The 15039-nt window shown below is 60.4% G+C and carries 17 protein-coding genes and 1 riboswitch; of the genes, 7 read left to right on the forward strand and 10 right to left on the reverse strand.

Annotated elements, in window-relative coordinates; translation table 11 throughout:
- From AC53L6_RS17205 to gap (AC53L6_RS17225), 5 genes are all read right to left on the reverse strand, one after another.
- Positions 1–783: an ABC transporter ATP-binding protein gene (locus AC53L6_RS17205; protein WP_496908733.1), complete on the reverse strand. Its 783-nt coding sequence runs from the start codon at positions 781–783 to the stop codon at positions 1–3.
- Positions 780–1184 (reverse strand): DUF1636 family protein, encoded by a 405-nt coding sequence (locus tag AC53L6_RS17210; protein WP_496908734.1) that lies wholly within the window; start codon positions 1182–1184, stop codon positions 780–782. The genes AC53L6_RS17205 and AC53L6_RS17210 overlap by 4 nt, the downstream gene beginning before the upstream one ends.
- Before the next feature lie 104 nt (positions 1185–1288).
- A riboswitch (cobalamin riboswitch) is annotated at positions 1289–1503 on the reverse strand.
- Between the two features lie 133 nt (positions 1504–1636).
- Positions 1637–2641, reverse strand: coding sequence for a type I glyceraldehyde-3-phosphate dehydrogenase (gene gap / locus AC53L6_RS17215; RefSeq protein WP_496908735.1), 1005 nt, complete (start codon positions 2639–2641; stop codon positions 1637–1639).
- 143 nt (positions 2642–2784) lie between these two features.
- A complete protein-coding gene (locus AC53L6_RS17220) occupies positions 2785–2928 on the reverse strand; it encodes a hypothetical protein (protein WP_189368609.1) in 144 nt (47 codons plus the stop codon).
- 74 nt (positions 2929–3002) lie between these two features.
- Positions 3003–4004, reverse strand: a complete 1002-nt coding sequence (gap, locus tag AC53L6_RS17225; protein WP_496908736.1) for a type I glyceraldehyde-3-phosphate dehydrogenase — start codon at positions 4002–4004, stop codon at positions 3003–3005.
- Positions 4005–4209: 205 nt separating this feature from the next.
- Here gap (AC53L6_RS17225) and AC53L6_RS17230 point away from each other — a divergent pair, with 205 nt between their 5' ends.
- Positions 4210–5184, forward strand: coding sequence for a DUF808 domain-containing protein (locus AC53L6_RS17230; protein WP_299702979.1), 975 nt, complete (start codon positions 4210–4212; stop codon positions 5182–5184).
- A gap of 44 nt (positions 5185–5228) precedes the next feature.
- Here the strand turns inward: AC53L6_RS17230 and AC53L6_RS17235 are convergent, their stop codons facing one another.
- Entirely contained in the window at positions 5229–5474 is a 246-nt protein-coding gene (locus AC53L6_RS17235; RefSeq protein ID WP_496908737.1) for a hypothetical protein, read from the reverse strand.
- Positions 5475–5598: 124 nt separating this feature from the next.
- Entirely contained in the window at positions 5599–7614 is a 2016-nt protein-coding gene (gene tkt / locus AC53L6_RS17240) for a transketolase (RefSeq protein WP_496908738.1), read from the reverse strand.
- A gap of 274 nt (positions 7615–7888) precedes the next feature.
- Here tkt and AC53L6_RS17245 point away from each other — a divergent pair, with 274 nt between their 5' ends.
- Positions 7889–8380, forward strand: coding sequence for a hypothetical protein (locus tag AC53L6_RS17245; RefSeq protein WP_299602988.1), 492 nt, complete (start codon positions 7889–7891; stop codon positions 8378–8380).
- A complete protein-coding gene (locus tag AC53L6_RS17250) occupies positions 8373–8765 on the forward strand; it encodes a cell division protein ZapA (protein ID WP_299206483.1) in 393 nt (130 codons plus the stop codon). Before AC53L6_RS17245 ends, AC53L6_RS17250 begins: the two co-directional genes overlap by 8 nt.
- A gap of 103 nt (positions 8766–8868) precedes the next feature.
- On the opposite strand, the gene grxD is transcribed toward AC53L6_RS17250, so the two are convergent.
- The 3 genes from grxD to AC53L6_RS17265 are packed head-to-tail and all read right to left on the reverse strand — an operon-like array spanning position 8869 to position 9789.
- Positions 8869–9231: a Grx4 family monothiol glutaredoxin gene (gene grxD / locus AC53L6_RS17255; protein ID WP_299206481.1), complete on the reverse strand. Its 363-nt coding sequence runs from the start codon at positions 9229–9231 to the stop codon at positions 8869–8871.
- 1 nt (position 9232) lies between these two features.
- Entirely contained in the window at positions 9233–9550 is a 318-nt protein-coding gene (locus AC53L6_RS17260; protein WP_496908739.1) for a hypothetical protein, read from the reverse strand.
- The gene (locus AC53L6_RS17265; protein WP_299206808.1) at positions 9550–9789 is read right to left on the reverse strand and encodes a BolA/IbaG family iron-sulfur metabolism protein; all 240 of its coding nucleotides are present in this window, start codon (positions 9787–9789) and stop codon (positions 9550–9552) included. The genes AC53L6_RS17260 and AC53L6_RS17265 overlap by 1 nt, the downstream gene beginning before the upstream one ends.
- A 163-nt stretch (positions 9790–9952) precedes the next feature.
- Between AC53L6_RS17265 and AC53L6_RS17270 the strand changes: the two genes are divergently transcribed.
- The 4 genes from AC53L6_RS17270 to AC53L6_RS17285 all read left to right on the forward strand — a co-directional run bounded on the left by AC53L6_RS17270 (position 9953) and on the right by AC53L6_RS17285 (position 14966).
- A complete protein-coding gene (locus AC53L6_RS17270) occupies positions 9953–10921 on the forward strand; it encodes an XdhC family protein (RefSeq protein WP_496908740.1) in 969 nt (322 codons plus the stop codon).
- Entirely contained in the window at positions 10918–11910 is a 993-nt protein-coding gene (locus tag AC53L6_RS17275) for a molybdopterin-binding protein (RefSeq protein ID WP_496908741.1), read from the forward strand. Before AC53L6_RS17270 ends, AC53L6_RS17275 begins: the two co-directional genes overlap by 4 nt.
- A gap of 117 nt (positions 11911–12027) precedes the next feature.
- Positions 12028–12513, forward strand: a complete 486-nt coding sequence (locus tag AC53L6_RS17280) for a (2Fe-2S)-binding protein (protein ID WP_299206473.1) — start codon at positions 12028–12030, stop codon at positions 12511–12513.
- 89 nt (positions 12514–12602) lie between these two features.
- Complete coding sequence (locus tag AC53L6_RS17285; protein ID WP_496908742.1) at positions 12603–14966, forward strand: xanthine dehydrogenase family protein molybdopterin-binding subunit; 2364 nt, start codon at positions 12603–12605, stop codon at positions 14964–14966.
- The last annotated feature ends 73 nt before the right edge of the window (positions 14967–15039 follow it).

Below are 15039 nucleotides of genomic sequence, written 5' to 3' on the forward strand. Positions count from 1 at the left end.
CTATGTCGGCAAATGGAATGAAAAATGTTTGGTATCGCTTGGGTTCAGCCGCTCGCGCCGCGCATCGACACGGAATGCGGATGACACCTGTGCTTCGGTCAGCACCTGATCGGGAGGGCCAAAGCCCTTGGTGTGGCCATTCTCAAGAAGCAGGATGGCGTCACAGGTCTGCGCGGCCATGTTCAGGTCGTGCAGCGAGACGATGATCGTCAGGTCGAGTTGGCGGATCAGGGCCAGCACTTCGAGTTGGTGGCGAATATCCAGGTGATTGGTCGGCTCATCGAGCACCAGGACCTGCGGTTCCTGCGCCAGTGCACGGGCCACCATAACCCGCTGCCGTTCTCCACCTGACAGTGTTGCCACGTCCCGATCCACGAAATCCTGAAGGTGCAACTGCTTGATCGTGCTTGCGACGATGTCAGCATCTCGTGCGCCGCTGGCGGAAAACCCGGCGCGGTGCGGTGTGCGACCCAGTGTCACGACCTCGCGCACTGTCAGTCCAAAGGAAGAGGCCTGTTCCTGCAACACCGCCGCCACACGTTGAGCTGCCAGACGGGGGGGGATGGACCAGATGTCTTCGCCCGCGATGCGAATTTGCCCGGCCGAAAGGCGGTAGTAGCGGTAGATCATCCGCAACAGTGTGGATTTGCCAGCCCCGTTTGGCCCAACGACGCCCAACACCTGTCCGGCTTCGACGCAAAAGCTGGTCGGTTTTAGCAGGGGGGCCGTGGCCCGCTGCGGTGTCCAGCTGATATTCTCAGCAACAACGTCCGCTGCGCTCATGACGCGCGCACGTCGCTGTCTTCCAGCGCGATGATGGCAGCGGGCACGCGCGCCAGTGTCGATGTGCGCAGTTTTCCGGGGCGGTTTACGGATGAACACCAGCCGTCGTCTATCCGTGTGTACTGCTGCGCAAATGCCACGAGGTCGTCTATGTCTGTGTCCGCTTCGATATCCCCAAACAGGTACGTGGCCTTGCGGGTGCCGTGATAGGCAACGGTGCAGGGGCGATCGCATCCGGCCATGCAGGCCACGCCAGAGATTTCAAACTCGTCCGTGATGCTGTCGCCCGCCGCGGCAATCGCAGCGCGCAATTTTGCAATCAGTTCATAGCCGGGTCGGCAATTGCTGCCCTTGTGCCGACAGGATGTACATATCGTGATCTTCTGTGGTGGTTGGCCCATGTCGCCCTCCGCGATAGTTCGAGGCGTACGGCAGACATGTCACTTTTGGCGGGTCGTTCCGCAAAAACCATCATGGCTTCCTGTCCGGACGCCCCGTCCGGGTTGAAGTTACATCAATGATGGCAGGTCTCCTGACTTGCGGGTCCGGGCTTGCCCGATCCTTCCCGAACGCGTGCGTTCAGTGGTGATCATCGGGGTCGCTCACCGCTCACAGTTGCGGGGGCAGTTACGGATTTGGCGCCAATTGGCATCCTCACCGTATTCCCTTTTCATCCCGGGTAGCCGTCGGCATCCGGGAACCATCACCGAAAACGATCTGCTAGAAACAGGGGCGCGTCAAGCGGGAAAGATCGAGGGGATACGCGGATATCGGCGTTGTCGTGCGGGGCCGTGGTCGCAATCAAAAAAGGCGCCCGTGCGGGGCGCCTTTTTGACTTACGATGCAGTGCGGGTCAGAGATATTTGCCCATCTCGACCGCTGTATCACCCATGCGGTTCGAGAAACCCCATTCGTTGTCATACCAGCTCAGGATACGGACCATGTTGCCATCCATGACCTTGGTCTGGTCGGTGGCAAAGATCGACGAGTGCGGATCGTGGTTGAAGTCCATTGACACCAGTTTGGCGTCCGTTACGCCCAGCACACCTTTCAGTGGACCAGCGGCGGCGGCTTCGGTCATGGCTGCGTTAATCTGCTCAACGGTCACGTCGCCATTCACCTCAACCGTGAGGTCGACACAGGATACGTTCGGTGTGGGGACGCGGATCGCCACACCGTCCAACTTGCCGTTCAGTTCCGGCATGACCAGACCAACGGCCTTGGCTGCCCCGGTCGAGGTGGGGATCATCGACAGCGCCGCTGCACGGGCGCGGTAGAGGTCCTTGTGCATCGTGTCCAGCGTCGGCTGGTCGCCGGTATAGCTGTGCACGGTGGTCATGAAGCCACGCTTGATCCCGAACTGGTCGTGCAGGACCTTTGCCACGGGCGTCAGGCAGTTGGTCGTGCACGAGGCGTTCGACACAACCACATCGTCGCCCGACAGGGCGTCGTGGTTTACACCGTATACAATGGTTTTGTCGGCATTCTTGCCGGGGGCCGAGATCAGCACGCGGCTGCTGCCATTCTCCAAATGTGCCTGGCAGGCTTCTTTCGAGGTGAAGATGCCTGTGCACTCCATCACGATGTCCACATGGCTCCAGGGCAGATCGGCCGGGTTGCGCTCTGCTGTGACCTTGATGGGGCCGTTGCCCACGTCGATGCTGTCGCCCGCGACCGTCACGGTGGCAGGGAAGCGGCCATGCACGCTGTCATATTGCAACAGGTGTGCATTTGTTTCCACGGGGCCCAGGTCGTTGATCGCGACCACCTCGATATCTGTCCGACCGCTTTCGATGATCGCGCGCAGCACATTGCGCCCGATGCGCCCGAACCCGTTGATTGCAACTTTGATGGCCATGGTATCCCCCATGTCTGGTGTCAGAATGATGTCTGAACGCGGCCCCGAGGGTCGGGGGAGCGCCGTTACCGCTAACAAATGCAAAGCGACGCGATTGTCAACCGGGGATGCCGGTCAAATCGGTGCGACATGTCGGGCGCGGGTCAGCGCCAGAACGCGATCCACTCCAGTAGCTCAGCGAATTTCTTGCCTAGGAAAATGAGGTGTTCCTTACCATACAGCATCACATCCAGGGTGATCGCGCCGATGATCAGCAGGGCAAGGACAAGGGCGATGCGGTTGGTCATAGGGCTGCGTCACAAAGAAAAAGGGCAGGGCTGTTGTGACAGCCCCACCCGATGCTTGCAACCTGTCGCGTTGTTCAGGTCAGGCGACCCATGGCAACCGCGACATCGGCCATGCGGACTGAAAACGCCCATTCGTTGTCGTACCAGGCCAGAACGCGCACCATCCGGTTGCCGACCACCTTGGTCTGGTCCGGGGCAAAGATGGACGAATGTTCGGTGTGGTTGAAGTCAATGCTGACCTTCTGTTCGTCATCATAGGCCAATACCCGGCCCATGGGACCGGCGGCGGCCTCGGCCATGGCGGCATTCACCTCATCCACTGTCACATCGCGACTGGCTTCAAATGTCAGGTCCACGGCGCTCACATTCGGTGTGGGCACGCGCATGGCGGTGCCGTCGAGCTTGCCTGCAAGGTTCGGGAGGACTTCGCCCAGAGCCTTGGCGGCACCGGTCGAGGTCGGGATCATGGCCATCGCCGCGGCGCGGGCCCGGTATAAATCGTCGTGCCGACGGTCCAGTGTCGGCTGATCGCCCGTGTAGCTGTGGATCGTGGTCATCACACCGCGTTCGATGCCAAAAGCGCGATCCAGAACCTTGGCCAGCGGGGCAAGGCAATTGGTGGTGCAGGACCCGTTGGAAATCATCCGATCATTGGCTGCCAGCTGTTCGTCGTTCACGCCGAAGACAACCGTCTTGTCCACATTCTTGCCCGGTGCCGACAGCAGCACTTTCTTGGCACCGCGCTCCATATGCACCTTAGCCTTGTCGCCGTCGTTGAACTTGCCCGTGCATTCCAGCACCACGTCAACACCGGTCCAGTCCAGTTCGTTCATGTCATAGGTCGACATCATGCGGATCGGCCCGCGGCCCAGATCCATCGTATCGTTGGTCAGTTTCACCTCGTTTGGGAAACGACCGTGCACGCTGTCATACTTGATCAGGTGGGCGGCAGTTTCCAACGGTCCAGTGGCGTTCACAGCCACCACGTCGATGTCGTTGCGCAGCGACGTTGCAATATGGCTGAGGGTGCAGCGCCCAATGCGTCCAAACCCGTTAATTCCGACTTTGATGGTCATGCTTCCGGTCGTCCTTCCGCTGGGGCAGCTTGAATGTCGCGAGCGTGATAGCCGCTGCGCCGCAATGAGAGAAGGGGAAAAGAGAATATTAATCAGAGTGTTAGCGATAAACGTGTTCCATTGTATGCAGTTCGCGCTAACAGTATGCGGAACCGCCACACTGTGTTATGCGCTAACGTAAGGACAAAACGAGGGAACGGGCGAAATGAGCGGACTTTTGGCTCTTTTGGACGACGTTGCGGGAATCGCCAAAGTGGCGGCCGCATCGGTGGATGATGTGATTGGGCAGGCGGCCAAGGCAGGGGCGAAGGCGGCTGGCGCTGTGATCGACGACGCTGCGGTAACGCCGAAATACGTTGCGGGCTTTTCAGCTGACCGCGAATTGCCAATCATCTGGCGTATCGCCAAGGGGTCGTTCAAGAACAAGCTGGTGTTCCTGTTGCCCATCGGTCTGCTGCTGGCCAACTTTGCGCCTTGGGCCATTCCGCCGCTTCTGATGCTGGGCGGAGCCTATTTGTGTTTCGAAGGGGCGGAGAAGGTGGCGCATGTGCTGGGCTGGGGCCATGGGCACGATGATTACCCAGGCAAAGAGACTGAAGTTCAAGACCCGGCGCATCTGGAAGAGCAGAAGGCCCAAGGTGCCATCAAGACCGATTTTATCCTATCGGCGGAGATCATGACGATCTCACTGGCTGCAATCCCCGAAAGCAACTTTTGGATGGAAGCCGCGACGCTGGCGGCTGTGGCCATCATGATCACCGTGGCGGTCTATGGATCGGTTGCATTGATCGTGAAGGCGGACGACGCAGGCCTTGCCATGGCAAACAATGGTCGCCTTGGCCTGACACGGGCGCTGGGACGTGGGCTGGTCAAGGTGATGCCAGGCTTTATGAAGCTGCTGACAATCGTTGGTACGGCGGCCATGCTTTGGGTTGGCGGGTCCATCATTGTGCACGGCTTGGCAGAAATGGGTTGGCACACACCGGAAGAGATAATCTATGGCCTCGGCAAATCGGCGGGAGCCATGGTAGAGGGGGCGTCGGGCTTTGTGTCTTGGATCACCAAGGCTGGCGTTGATGGAATCTTGGGCCTTGCCTTGGGCTTTGTACTCATCCCGGTTGGAGAAAAGATCATCACGCCGATCTGGCGTGGTGTATCTGCATCGCTTTCGCGCGCCTGATCATTAAGCCTAAGTACAATTTTCCGGTCGCGGACGATCTGATGTCAGACCGTTTCCGCGTGCGGCTTGGGGCTGATCTTGGCGTCCACCATCGAGTCCTGAGATTCTGCCGCAGAAGACATGGGCAGGGCGGGATCACACGCATCTTTTCTAAGCGAAACAAGCATCGTCATGGCACCGGTCAAAGCCGCCCCGCCGAACGAATAGATAAGCAGGGCAACCCACCAACTGGCGCCCATTGCCAAAGCTGTTATTGCCCCACCGGCGGCCAGAATTGTGGCTATGATCAATATGCCAATCACGCGTGCCCTATTGTTTGCGCTCACTCTCCAAATACGTGTGTGCCAGTTTCCACACCTGAGACACTAAGAACAGCACAAAATTTCAACCGGGGCGTTAACGGCACTCATTCGCTCATATAAGCGCCTTTGCCTTCTTGACCACTATTTCCGCCGTGATACCGAATTTTTCGAACAGGACGTCGGCAGGTGCGGATGCGCCAAAGTCTTCCATACCCACAAAATCGGCCTTGTTGGCCTTGCCACGTTCGCCCAGCAGCCAACGATCCCAGCCCTGACGCACCGCTGCTTCGATGCCGATACGAGCGGCTCCCGCAGGCAAGACTTTGCGGCGATAGCTCTCATCCTGTTGTGCAAACAACTCCATGCAGGGCATCGATACGACACGCGTGCCAATACCTGCGTCTTGCAGGGTTTCCCGAGCTTTAAGTGCGACGGACACCTCTGAACCTGAGGCAATCAGAATCACCTGGCGCTTGCCTTCGGCCTCAGCCAGCACATAAGCGCCCTGGGCCGTCATGTTCTTCAGCTTGTGCTCTGTGCGTACTGTCGGCAGGCCCTGACGGGTCAGGGACAGGACAGACGGCGTTTCAGTGGATGACAGCGCAAGTTCCCAACTTTCAGCGGTTTCCACCGCATCGGCGGGGCGGAACACCATGGTGTTGGGCGTGGCCCGGCTGATGGCCAGATGCTCGACCGGCTGGTGAGTCGGGCCATCTTCGCCCAGGCCGATGCTGTCATGGGTCATGACGAACACTGTTGGGATCTTCATCAGGGCTGCCAGACGCATGGCGGGGCGGGCATAGTCAGTGAAGCACATGAACGTGCCGCCATACGGACGGATGCCACCATGCAGCGCCATGCCGTTCATCGCGGCTGCCATGCCGTGCTCACGGATACCCCAGTACACATAGCGACCGCCACGGTTGTCCGTGTCGAACACGCCCAGATCGCCCGTCTTGGTGTTGTTCGATCCGGTCAGGTCAGCCGAGCCGCCTACGGTTTCGGGCATCACCGGGTTGATAACTTCAAGTGCCTTTTCAGATGCCGCCCGCGTCGCCAACTTGGGCGCGCTTTCCGACATCTGCTTTTTGAACGCTTTAATGATAGCCGACAGCTTCTTGGGCACCTCACGGGCGAGGGTCCGGTTGAACTGCGCCTGCTTTGAGCCTGAAATGGAGGCAAACCGCGCGTCCCAGGCTGCGCGCGCTTCGGCCCCACGGGTGCCGATGGCCTCCCACGCGGCTTTGACATCGGCGGGCACATCGAAAGGCCCAGTGGTCCAGCCATATGCCGCCTTGGCGTCCTGCAACTGCGTCTGGTCGGTCAACGCGCCGTGGCCTTTGGACGTATCCTGTGCCGCATGACCCAGTGCAATATGCGTCTTGCAGGCAATCATGGTGGGCTTTTTCTGTGTCTTCGCCTTGGTGATCGCGGCGTCAATTGCCTCCGGATCGTGGCCGTCAATCTCGATCACGGCCCAGCCCGCAGACTTGAAGCGCTGCGGCTGGTCGGTGTTGTCTGCCAGCGATACCGGCCCATCAATCGTGATGTTGTTGTTGTCCCAGAAGACAATCAGCTTGCCCAGTTGGTGACGGCCCGCAAGCGTGATGGCTTCCTGGCTGACACCTTCCATCAGGCATCCATCACCTGCGATGGCATAGGTATAGTGATCGACAACCTTCTTGCCGTATTGGGCGCGCAGGATTTCCTCGGCCATGGCAAAGCCCACAGCGTTCGAAACGCCTTGGCCCAGTGGACCAGTGGTGGTCTCGATTCCCTTGGCGTGGCCATATTCCGGGTGGCCTGCAGTGATCGCGCCCCACTGACGGAAGTTCTTGACCTGCTCAAGGGTCATATCCTCGTAGCCGGTCAGGTGCAGCAGGGAATAAAGCAGCATTGAGCCGTGACCGGCAGACAGAATGAACCGGTCGCGGTCGGGCCAGTCCGGTGCCTTGGCGTCGAATTTCAGGTGCTTTTCAAACAGGACGGTGGCCACATCGGCCATCCCCATGGGCATGCCTGAGTGGCCGGAATTGGCGGCGGCCACGGCATCAAGGGTCAAGGCACGGATGGCGGTGGCCTTGGACCAGTGGTCGGGATGGGCGGTGCGAAGGGCTGTCAGATCCACGGAATTGCTCGTCCTTTGGAATTTGGTTTGAGGCTGCATATCAGGCAAAGACCAAAGATCAAGGCGCTGTGCCCAAGCAAATCGGGGCATCTGACGGCAAGCGGCGTTTTGCTACATCAAAGCCGCCCTGCAAGTGGTTGATCGCAAAGGGGGGCGCATTTCCATACCTCTTTGGCTAAACTCAGGCCCAACCGGACGCTAAATCGATTCGAACAGTCCGGGCGGATGGAACCATTGCGCCCATGCGCGAGGAAAAAGGGGACAGGCACAGGAAATGAGCGATATCGACGGATTGCAGCAGCGGCTGACCGCCGCGATGGACAGGATCGCCACCGGCCTTGAGGGGCTGGACACGGCAGGGGCCGACGACACGGCGGCCTTGCAAACAGCCTTGGATGATGAGCGTGTTGCGAACGCGCAGCTGACGGAGCGGGTGCGCAAGCTGTCCGAACGGCAAGAAGCTGCCACCTCCGACGCCAAGGCCAATGCCGATGCGGCGCAAGCCCGGGTGCAGGAATTGGACCTTGAACTCCAAAGGCTGCGCAAGGCGAACGAGCAGTTACGCGAGTCGAACGCCGCTTTGCGCACAGCGAACGAGGAAGGCGTCGGGGAAGCGCACCTGATCAACAAATCCATGATGGCCGAGCTTGAAGGTCTGCGGGCTGCCCGCGCTGCAGATGTGGCCGAAGCCAACAGCATCATCGGGGCGCTGACCCCGCTGCTCGACCAACTCGAAGCCCCAGAAGAGGAGGACGCAGATGCCTGAGGTCACAATCAACATCGGCGGACGCCCTTTTCAGGTTGCCTGCCAGGAGGGTGAAGAAAGCTATCTGCACTCCGCGGCCAAGATGCTCGATGACGAAGCGCAGGTGCTGGCGGATCAGGCCGGGCGCATGCCGGAAGCGCGGATGCTGCTGATGGCCGGTCTGATGCTGGCGGACAAGACGGCGAGCGTCGAAGATCGCGTGGCCGAGGTCGAAGCCAAACTGGCCGAACGCGAGGCGGAACTGGAAGGGCTGCGCACCATGGGCGCGCCAGAGCCGGAACGGATAGAGGTGCCCGTCGTGCCGCAAGCGGTGACCGACACGCTGGCCGAGTTGGCGGCCCGAGCCGAAGCACTCGCCGCAGAAGTGGAAGAGAAGACAGCGTAAAGCGCAGCTTGCTGCGCATTCCCGCGAAACAAAAGAAGGCGTGCCAACCCGGCACGCCTTCTTTCTTTGAAACGTAAGGCGCACGTGTCGTGCGCCCAGCTGCTTAGCCGTTGGCTTCGCGGATTTTGTCCGCCGCGTCCTTGTCATAGGTTACGCCGCTTTCATCAAACAGCGTGTCCAATTCGCCGGACAGTGTCATCTCGGTGATGATGTCACAACCGCCAACGAACTCGCCTTTGACATACAGCTGCGGGATGGTCGGCCAATCCGAAAACTCCTTGATGCCTTGGCGCAGGTCTTCATCCGCCAAAACATTCACGTCGGCGAAATCCACGCCCATGTAGTTCAGCACACCGGCCACGCGGCTGGAAAAGCCGCATTGTGGCATCGACTTGGTGCCCTTCATGTACAGCACCACAGGGTTTGCATTGATGGTTTCGGTGATCCGGTTTGCGGCGTCGCTCATTCTATTTGCCTTTCTTGTGGAAAGCGCGGTGAAACCGCGCGGCATAGGTTTCATCTTCGGGCATCGCTTGGACATGCGTGCTAGCTTCCGCCATGTAGCCGCCCTTTTTCGCGGTTCCATCCGTTTTGATCTGGTTTACACGCTCCAAAGCGTCATTGCGTCGGTTGACCTTGTTCACAATCGTCAGATCAGTCGCTTCCATACCCAATGGTACGACCCTGGTCTGACCCATCTCGTCACGATCGGGACGGCGCGCCGACAATGGACGCCGCGGTGCCCGTCGAAACGGCATGGTCACCATATGCCACAAGGCAGTCATCAAGGTGCTTTTGTCGTAAGGGCCAGCGCATGCAACTCGCCATGACTGCCATCCATCTTGCCCTTCAGCGCCTTGGTGACGGCCCGGTGTTGTTGCACACGGTTCATACCGGCAAACGATGCGTCGATCACCTCGGCCGAATAGTGGTTTCCGTCACCCGCCAAATCCGTGATGGTGATCTTGGCGTCGGGAAAGCTCTCGCGGATCAGGTCTTCGATCTCTCGGGCTTGCATTGGCATCTGGCTGATCTCCGGCTGGTCTTGCATACGGATGTAGGCCGCAGGCGGGGAACGCGCAAGCATAAGCGCGCGCAACAACCTGTGCTTAAGTCAGGGTTGTGTTCCCACAAAGTCACCGCATACGCTTTGCGTGGGATGGAACCAGCAAAAATGGACGGATCGCATGTCGTCGGTTGAAACCGCGCCCGAGCAAGCGCTGGAATGGATCAAAGCGGGCAAGGGCGCGGCCCTTGCCACCGTGATCGAAACATGGGGCAGCGCGCCGCGTCGCGCCGGGGCGCAGATGGTCGTGTCGGGTGACGGCGATATGATGGGCTCCGTCTCGGGCGGCTGCGTCGAGGGCGCCGTGGTGGTCGAGGCGATGGAAGCGCTCGAAAATGGCAGCCCGCGTTTGCTTGAATACGGGGTCAGCGACGGCGACGCCTTTGCGGTTGGCCTGGCGTGCGGTGGTACGATTAAGATTCTCGTGGAACCGGTCGGGACCGCCATGCCGACGGACACGCTGGATGCACTGGTTGCAGCGCGCGCGTCACGCCAGCGGGCAGCATACGTGGTCGATACTGAAACCTGGCAAAGACGGCTGGATCACGACGGTCATGCGACACGCTTTGCCAAGGACCGCACAGGGATGGAGGAGGATGGCAAAACCTTTGTCGCCATCCACAACCCGCCCTTGCGACTGGCGATTGTTGGCGGCGTGCACATCGCCCAGGCGCTTGTGCCCATGGCGAAACTGGCTGGCTATGATCCCTATATCATCGACCCGCGCGAAGCTTTTGGTTCGGCTGATCGCTTCCCGGGAGAACGGGTCATCAACGACTGGCCGGACGACGCGCTGGCCGAGATCGGCGTAGATGCCCGCACTGCACTGGTTTTGCTGACTCATGACCCGAAACTGGACGATCCAGCGCTCCACATCGCGTTGAACTCCGACGCGTTTTATATCGGCGCGCTCGGCTCGACCCGCACCCATGCCAAACGCGTGGCCCGGCTCGAAGAGGCGGGTTTCACTGCAGACCAGATCGCACGGATCAAAGGGCCAATTGGTCTCAACATCGGTGCGGCAAGTCCGCCTGAGATCGCGGTGTCCATTCTGGCCCAGATGGTGGCAACGCTCAGGCAGGGCGCATGAAGTTCGGCCCAAGACCCGCAGCGGATGCGCTTGGCACGACGCTCGCCCACTCATTGGCCGGACAAACCCGTCGCGTGTCCAAGGGAACCGTGCTGACCGATGACGACATTGCAGAACTGACAGCGGCGGGCCACGACACGCTGACGGTCGCAGCGCTCGATCCAAGTGACGTCGAAGAAAACAGCGCCGCCGAAGCTTTGGCCGCTGCCGTCGTGCCAACGCCCGAGGAACAGGGGCTGCGTATCAGTGCCGCCGGGGCAGGGCGCGTGAACCTTTACGCGACGGGCCCGGGAGTCGCCCTGCTGGATGTGGACCGGCTCTCGCGCATCAATGCGGTTGAGCCCATGATCACCATCGCCACGGTGCCGCAATTCCATCGCGTCGATGCGCGCACCATGGTCGCCACGATCAAGATCATATCCTATGCCGTGCCGCAGGACGCTTTGGAAAAGGCGACAGCGGATGCTGCCAATGCAATCCGTATCCTGAGCCCGCAATATTCAACGGCGACGTTGATCGAAACGCAGGTTGGCAATGCCGAACCGTCGTCTAAGGGCCGTGCCGCGCTGACCGGTCGACTCGACCGCCTGAATGTCTCGCTGACGCCCCGGGTGGTGGTGCCGCATCGTGACGCCCCGTTGGCCCAAGCCGTCGCAGAGGCAGAGGGCGAATTTGTTTTCATCCTTACGGCGTCCGCCACATCGGACACGCACGATGTCGCCCCTTCGGCGGTGCGTGAGGCAGGTGGAACCGTCACTGCCTATGGCATGCCAGTTGATCCGGGCAATCTGCTCTTTTTCGGAACACACCAGGACAGGCCAGTGATCGGCCTGCCCGGATGTGCGCGATCGCCAGCGCTCAACGGCGCAGACTGGGTTCTTGAACGGTTGATCTGTGGTGTGGACCTGACCCCGCAGGACATCGCGCAGATGGGGGTTGGCGGCTTGCTCAAGGAAATCCCGACCCGGCCCCGACCGAGAGAAAGCTGACATGCTAAGGCACTGCGCGATCTTGCGATTTCGCGGTTGCGGCGAAGTTTTCTGTTCTCAAGTGCCACGACCCATGCTTAACTTGACCCCAACAAGAACGCCAAAAGGGAGGATGCCATGGCACAGGTCTCGATGACCGTGAACGGAAAGGCTGCGTCTGGCGAGGTCGAGGGACGCACATTGCTGTCGTCTTTCCTTCGCGACCAGCTGATGCTGACAGGAACCCACGTGGGCTGCGACACGTCGCAATGCGGGGCCTGCGTTGTTCACGTCGATGGGCAGGCGGTCAAATCCTGCACGATGCTCGCAGTAGAGGCCGAAGGGGCCGAGGTTGCGACGATCGAAGGACAGGCGAATGCCGACGGCTCACTTAACGTGATCCAGCAGGCGTTCCAAGACCATCACGGCCTGCAATGCGGCTTCTGCACGCCCGGCATGGTGATGTCGGCGGCGGCACTCCTCAAGGATAATCCCAAGCCCACCGAGACGGAAGTGCGGGAGTACCTTGAGGGCAACATCTGCCGCTGCACGGGTTACCACAACATCGTCAAAGCGATCATGGCGGCCAGTGGTCAGGACGTATCGGCCATCGCCGCTGAATAGCAGGGATTCCGCAGCCCGGATATCCTTCCGGGCTGTCAGTCAGCAGGCGCGCGGGGAGGCGCGCCACGCCAACAGGGAGGAATAATAACATGCCAAAAGACGGAGGCATCGGCGCCAGCAGCAAGCGGCGCGAGGACGTGCGGTTCCTGACAGGGGCCGGAAACTACACCGACGACATCAACATCCGTGGCCAGGCCTATGTGCATTTCCTGCGCTCGGACATCGCGCATGGGACGATCAAAAACATCGACACCGCGGCCGCTGCCGGGATGCCCGGTGTGGTACGCGTCTTTACCGGCTCGGATTTTGAGGGCGTGGGTGGTATGCCCTGCGGCTGGCAGGTCACGGACCGTCATGGACAGCCCATGCAGGAACCAGCACACCCGATCCTTGCACAGGGCAAGGTCCGGCACGTGGGCGAGCCTGTCGCTGCCGTTGTGGCCGACACCGCCGAACAGGCCCGGGATGCCGCCGAGGCCATCGTGCTCGACATCGACGAGCTGCCTGCCGTGGTGGATATGAAAGCGGCGCTCGAAAGTGGTGCCACCAAGGTGCACGACGATCTCAACGACAACCTCTGCTACGACTGGGGCTTTGTCGAAGAGAATAAGGACGCCGTGAACAAGGCATTTGACGATGCGGCGCACGTGACCTCGCTTGAGCTGGTCAACAACCGCCTTGTGGCCAACCCGATGGAACCCCGGGTGGCCGTCGGCGACTATGCAAAGGGCACTGACGACAGCACGCTTTATACGACGTCGCAGAACCCGCACGTGATCCGGCTGCTCATGGGCGCATTCGTCCTCGGCATCCCCGAGCACAAGCTGCGCGTCGTGGCCCCCGATGTGGGCGGCGGTTTCGGCACCAAGATCTTCCACTACCAGGAAGAGGCGTTTTGCACCTTTGCCGCCAAGGCCTGCAACCGTCCGGTCAAGTGGACATCCTCGCGCACCGAGGCGTTCATCTCGGACGCGCATGGCCGCGACCACGTGACCAAGATCGAACTGGCGCTGGATGCGGACAACAACTTCACCGCGATCCGGACCGAGACGCACGCCAACATGGGCGCGTATCTTTCGACTTTCGCGCCGTCGATCCCAACTTGGCTGCACGGCACGCTGATGGCAGGGAACTACAAAACCCCGCTGATCTACGTGAACGTCAAGGCGGTCTTTACCAATACGGTGCCAGTCGATGCTTACCGTGGCGCAGGCCGCCCCGAAGCGACGTTCCAGCTGGAACGTGTAGTGGACAAGGCCGCGCGCGAGTTGGGCGTTGATCCTATCGCGCTGCGCCGCCAGAACTTCATCACGGAGTTCCCCTATGCCACACCGGTCGCTGTCGAGTACGACACCGGTGACTATCACGGCACCATGGACAAGCTTGAAGAGATGGGTGACTTCGCCGGTTTCGCCGCGCGCCGCTCGGAAAGTGAAAAGAACGGCAAGCTGCGTGGCTTGGGTGTGAACTGCTATATCGAGGCCTGCGGCATTGCTCCGTCGAACCTTGTCGGGCAACTCGGTGCACGTGCCGGTCTCTATGAAAGCGCGACCGTCCGCGTGAACGCCACGGGTGGTCTGGTTGTAATGACCGGCTCTCACAGCCACGGGCAGGGGCACGAGACGTCCTTTGCGCAAGTCGTGGCCGAGATGATCGGCATCGACGAGAGCATGGTCGAGATCGTGCATGGCGACACCGCCAACACGCCGATGGGCATGGGCACCTATGGCTCCCGCTCTATCGCAGTGGGGGGATCCGCCATGGTCCGCGCAACCGAAAAGATCATCAATAAGGCCAAGAAGATAGCTTCTCACCTTCTGGAGGCGTCCGAGGCCGACATTGAGTTGAAGGACGGCGCGTTCAGCGTGGCGGGCACCGATAAGTCGGTCGCCTGGGGCGATGTGACCCTCGCGGCCTATGTGCCGCACAACTACCCGCTTGAGGATATCGAGCCGGGGCTTGAGGAAACGGCCTTCTACGATCCGGCGAATTTCACCTATCCATCAGGGGCTTATGCCTGTGAAGTTGAAGTGGATCCGGACACTGGCAAGGTGACCATCGAACGGTTCGCTGCCGCCGATGATTTTGGCAACATCATCAACCCGATGATCGTGACCGGTCAGGTCCATGGCGGGATCGCGCAGGGCATTGGCCAGGCGCTCTTGGAAAACTGCGCCTATGACGAAAACGGCCAGCTTCTGAGTGCATCCTACATGGATTACGCGATGCCACGCGCCGACGATCTGCCGTTGTTCGCTGTGGATCACTCCAGCCAGACGCCCTGTACGCACAATCCGTTGGGCGTGAAGGGATGTGGCGAGGCCGGGGCCATCGGGTCACCGCCTGCAGTGGTCAACGCTGTGGTCGATGCGCTGCAATCGGCAGGCAAGGATGTGACCCATATCGACATGCCGCTGTCACCCGACAGGGTTTGGGGGGCAATGAACGGCTGAATGGAAAGTGTGGGACTGGGGGCCAGCCCCCGGACCCCCAAAGTTTATTTGGCAAGATGAAGACGCGCATCCT

Source organism: Tateyamaria sp. LSS28 (assembly GCF_059611725.1).

Excerpts from the sequence above, each read along its gene's own strand:
- AC53L6_RS17275 (WP_496908741.1), top strand. The coding sequence starts at position 10,918 with ATGAAGTTCGGCCCAAGACCCGCAGCGGATGCGCTTGGCACGACGCTC.
- AC53L6_RS17245 (WP_299602988.1), top strand. The coding sequence starts at position 7,889 with ATGAGCGATATCGACGGATTGCAGCAGCGGCTGACCGCCGCGATGGAC.
- AC53L6_RS17230 (WP_299702979.1), top strand. The coding sequence starts at position 4,210 with ATGAGCGGACTTTTGGCTCTTTTGGACGACGTTGCGGGAATCGCCAAA.
- AC53L6_RS17285 (WP_496908742.1), top strand. The coding sequence starts at position 12,603 with ATGCCAAAAGACGGAGGCATCGGCGCCAGCAGCAAGCGGCGCGAGGAC.
- AC53L6_RS17265 (WP_299206808.1), bottom strand. The coding sequence starts at position 9,789 with ATGCCAATGCAAGCCCGAGAGATCGAAGACCTGATCCGCGAGAGCTTT.
- gap (WP_496908736.1), bottom strand. The coding sequence starts at position 4,004 with ATGACCATCAAAGTCGGAATTAACGGGTTTGGACGCATTGGGCGCTGC.
- AC53L6_RS17220 (WP_189368609.1), bottom strand. The coding sequence starts at position 2,928 with ATGACCAACCGCATCGCCCTTGTCCTTGCCCTGCTGATCATCGGCGCG.
- grxD (WP_299206481.1), bottom strand. The coding sequence starts at position 9,231 with ATGAGCGACGCCGCAAACCGGATCACCGAAACCATCAATGCAAACCCT.
- AC53L6_RS17260 (WP_496908739.1), bottom strand. The coding sequence starts at position 9,550 with ATGACTGCCTTGTGGCATATGGTGACCATGCCGTTTCGACGGGCACCG.
- gap (WP_496908735.1), bottom strand. The coding sequence starts at position 2,641 with ATGGCCATCAAAGTTGCAATCAACGGGTTCGGGCGCATCGGGCGCAAT.
- AC53L6_RS17210 (WP_496908734.1), bottom strand. The coding sequence starts at position 1,184 with ATGGGCCAACCACCACAGAAGATCACGATATGTACATCCTGTCGGCAC.
- AC53L6_RS17250 (WP_299206483.1), top strand. The coding sequence starts at position 8,373 with ATGCCTGAGGTCACAATCAACATCGGCGGACGCCCTTTTCAGGTTGCC.
- AC53L6_RS17280 (WP_299206473.1), top strand. The coding sequence starts at position 12,028 with ATGGCACAGGTCTCGATGACCGTGAACGGAAAGGCTGCGTCTGGCGAG.
- AC53L6_RS17270 (WP_496908740.1), top strand. The coding sequence starts at position 9,953 with ATGTCGTCGGTTGAAACCGCGCCCGAGCAAGCGCTGGAATGGATCAAA.
- AC53L6_RS17205 (WP_496908733.1), bottom strand. The coding sequence starts at position 783 with ATGAGCGCAGCGGACGTTGTTGCTGAGAATATCAGCTGGACACCGCAG.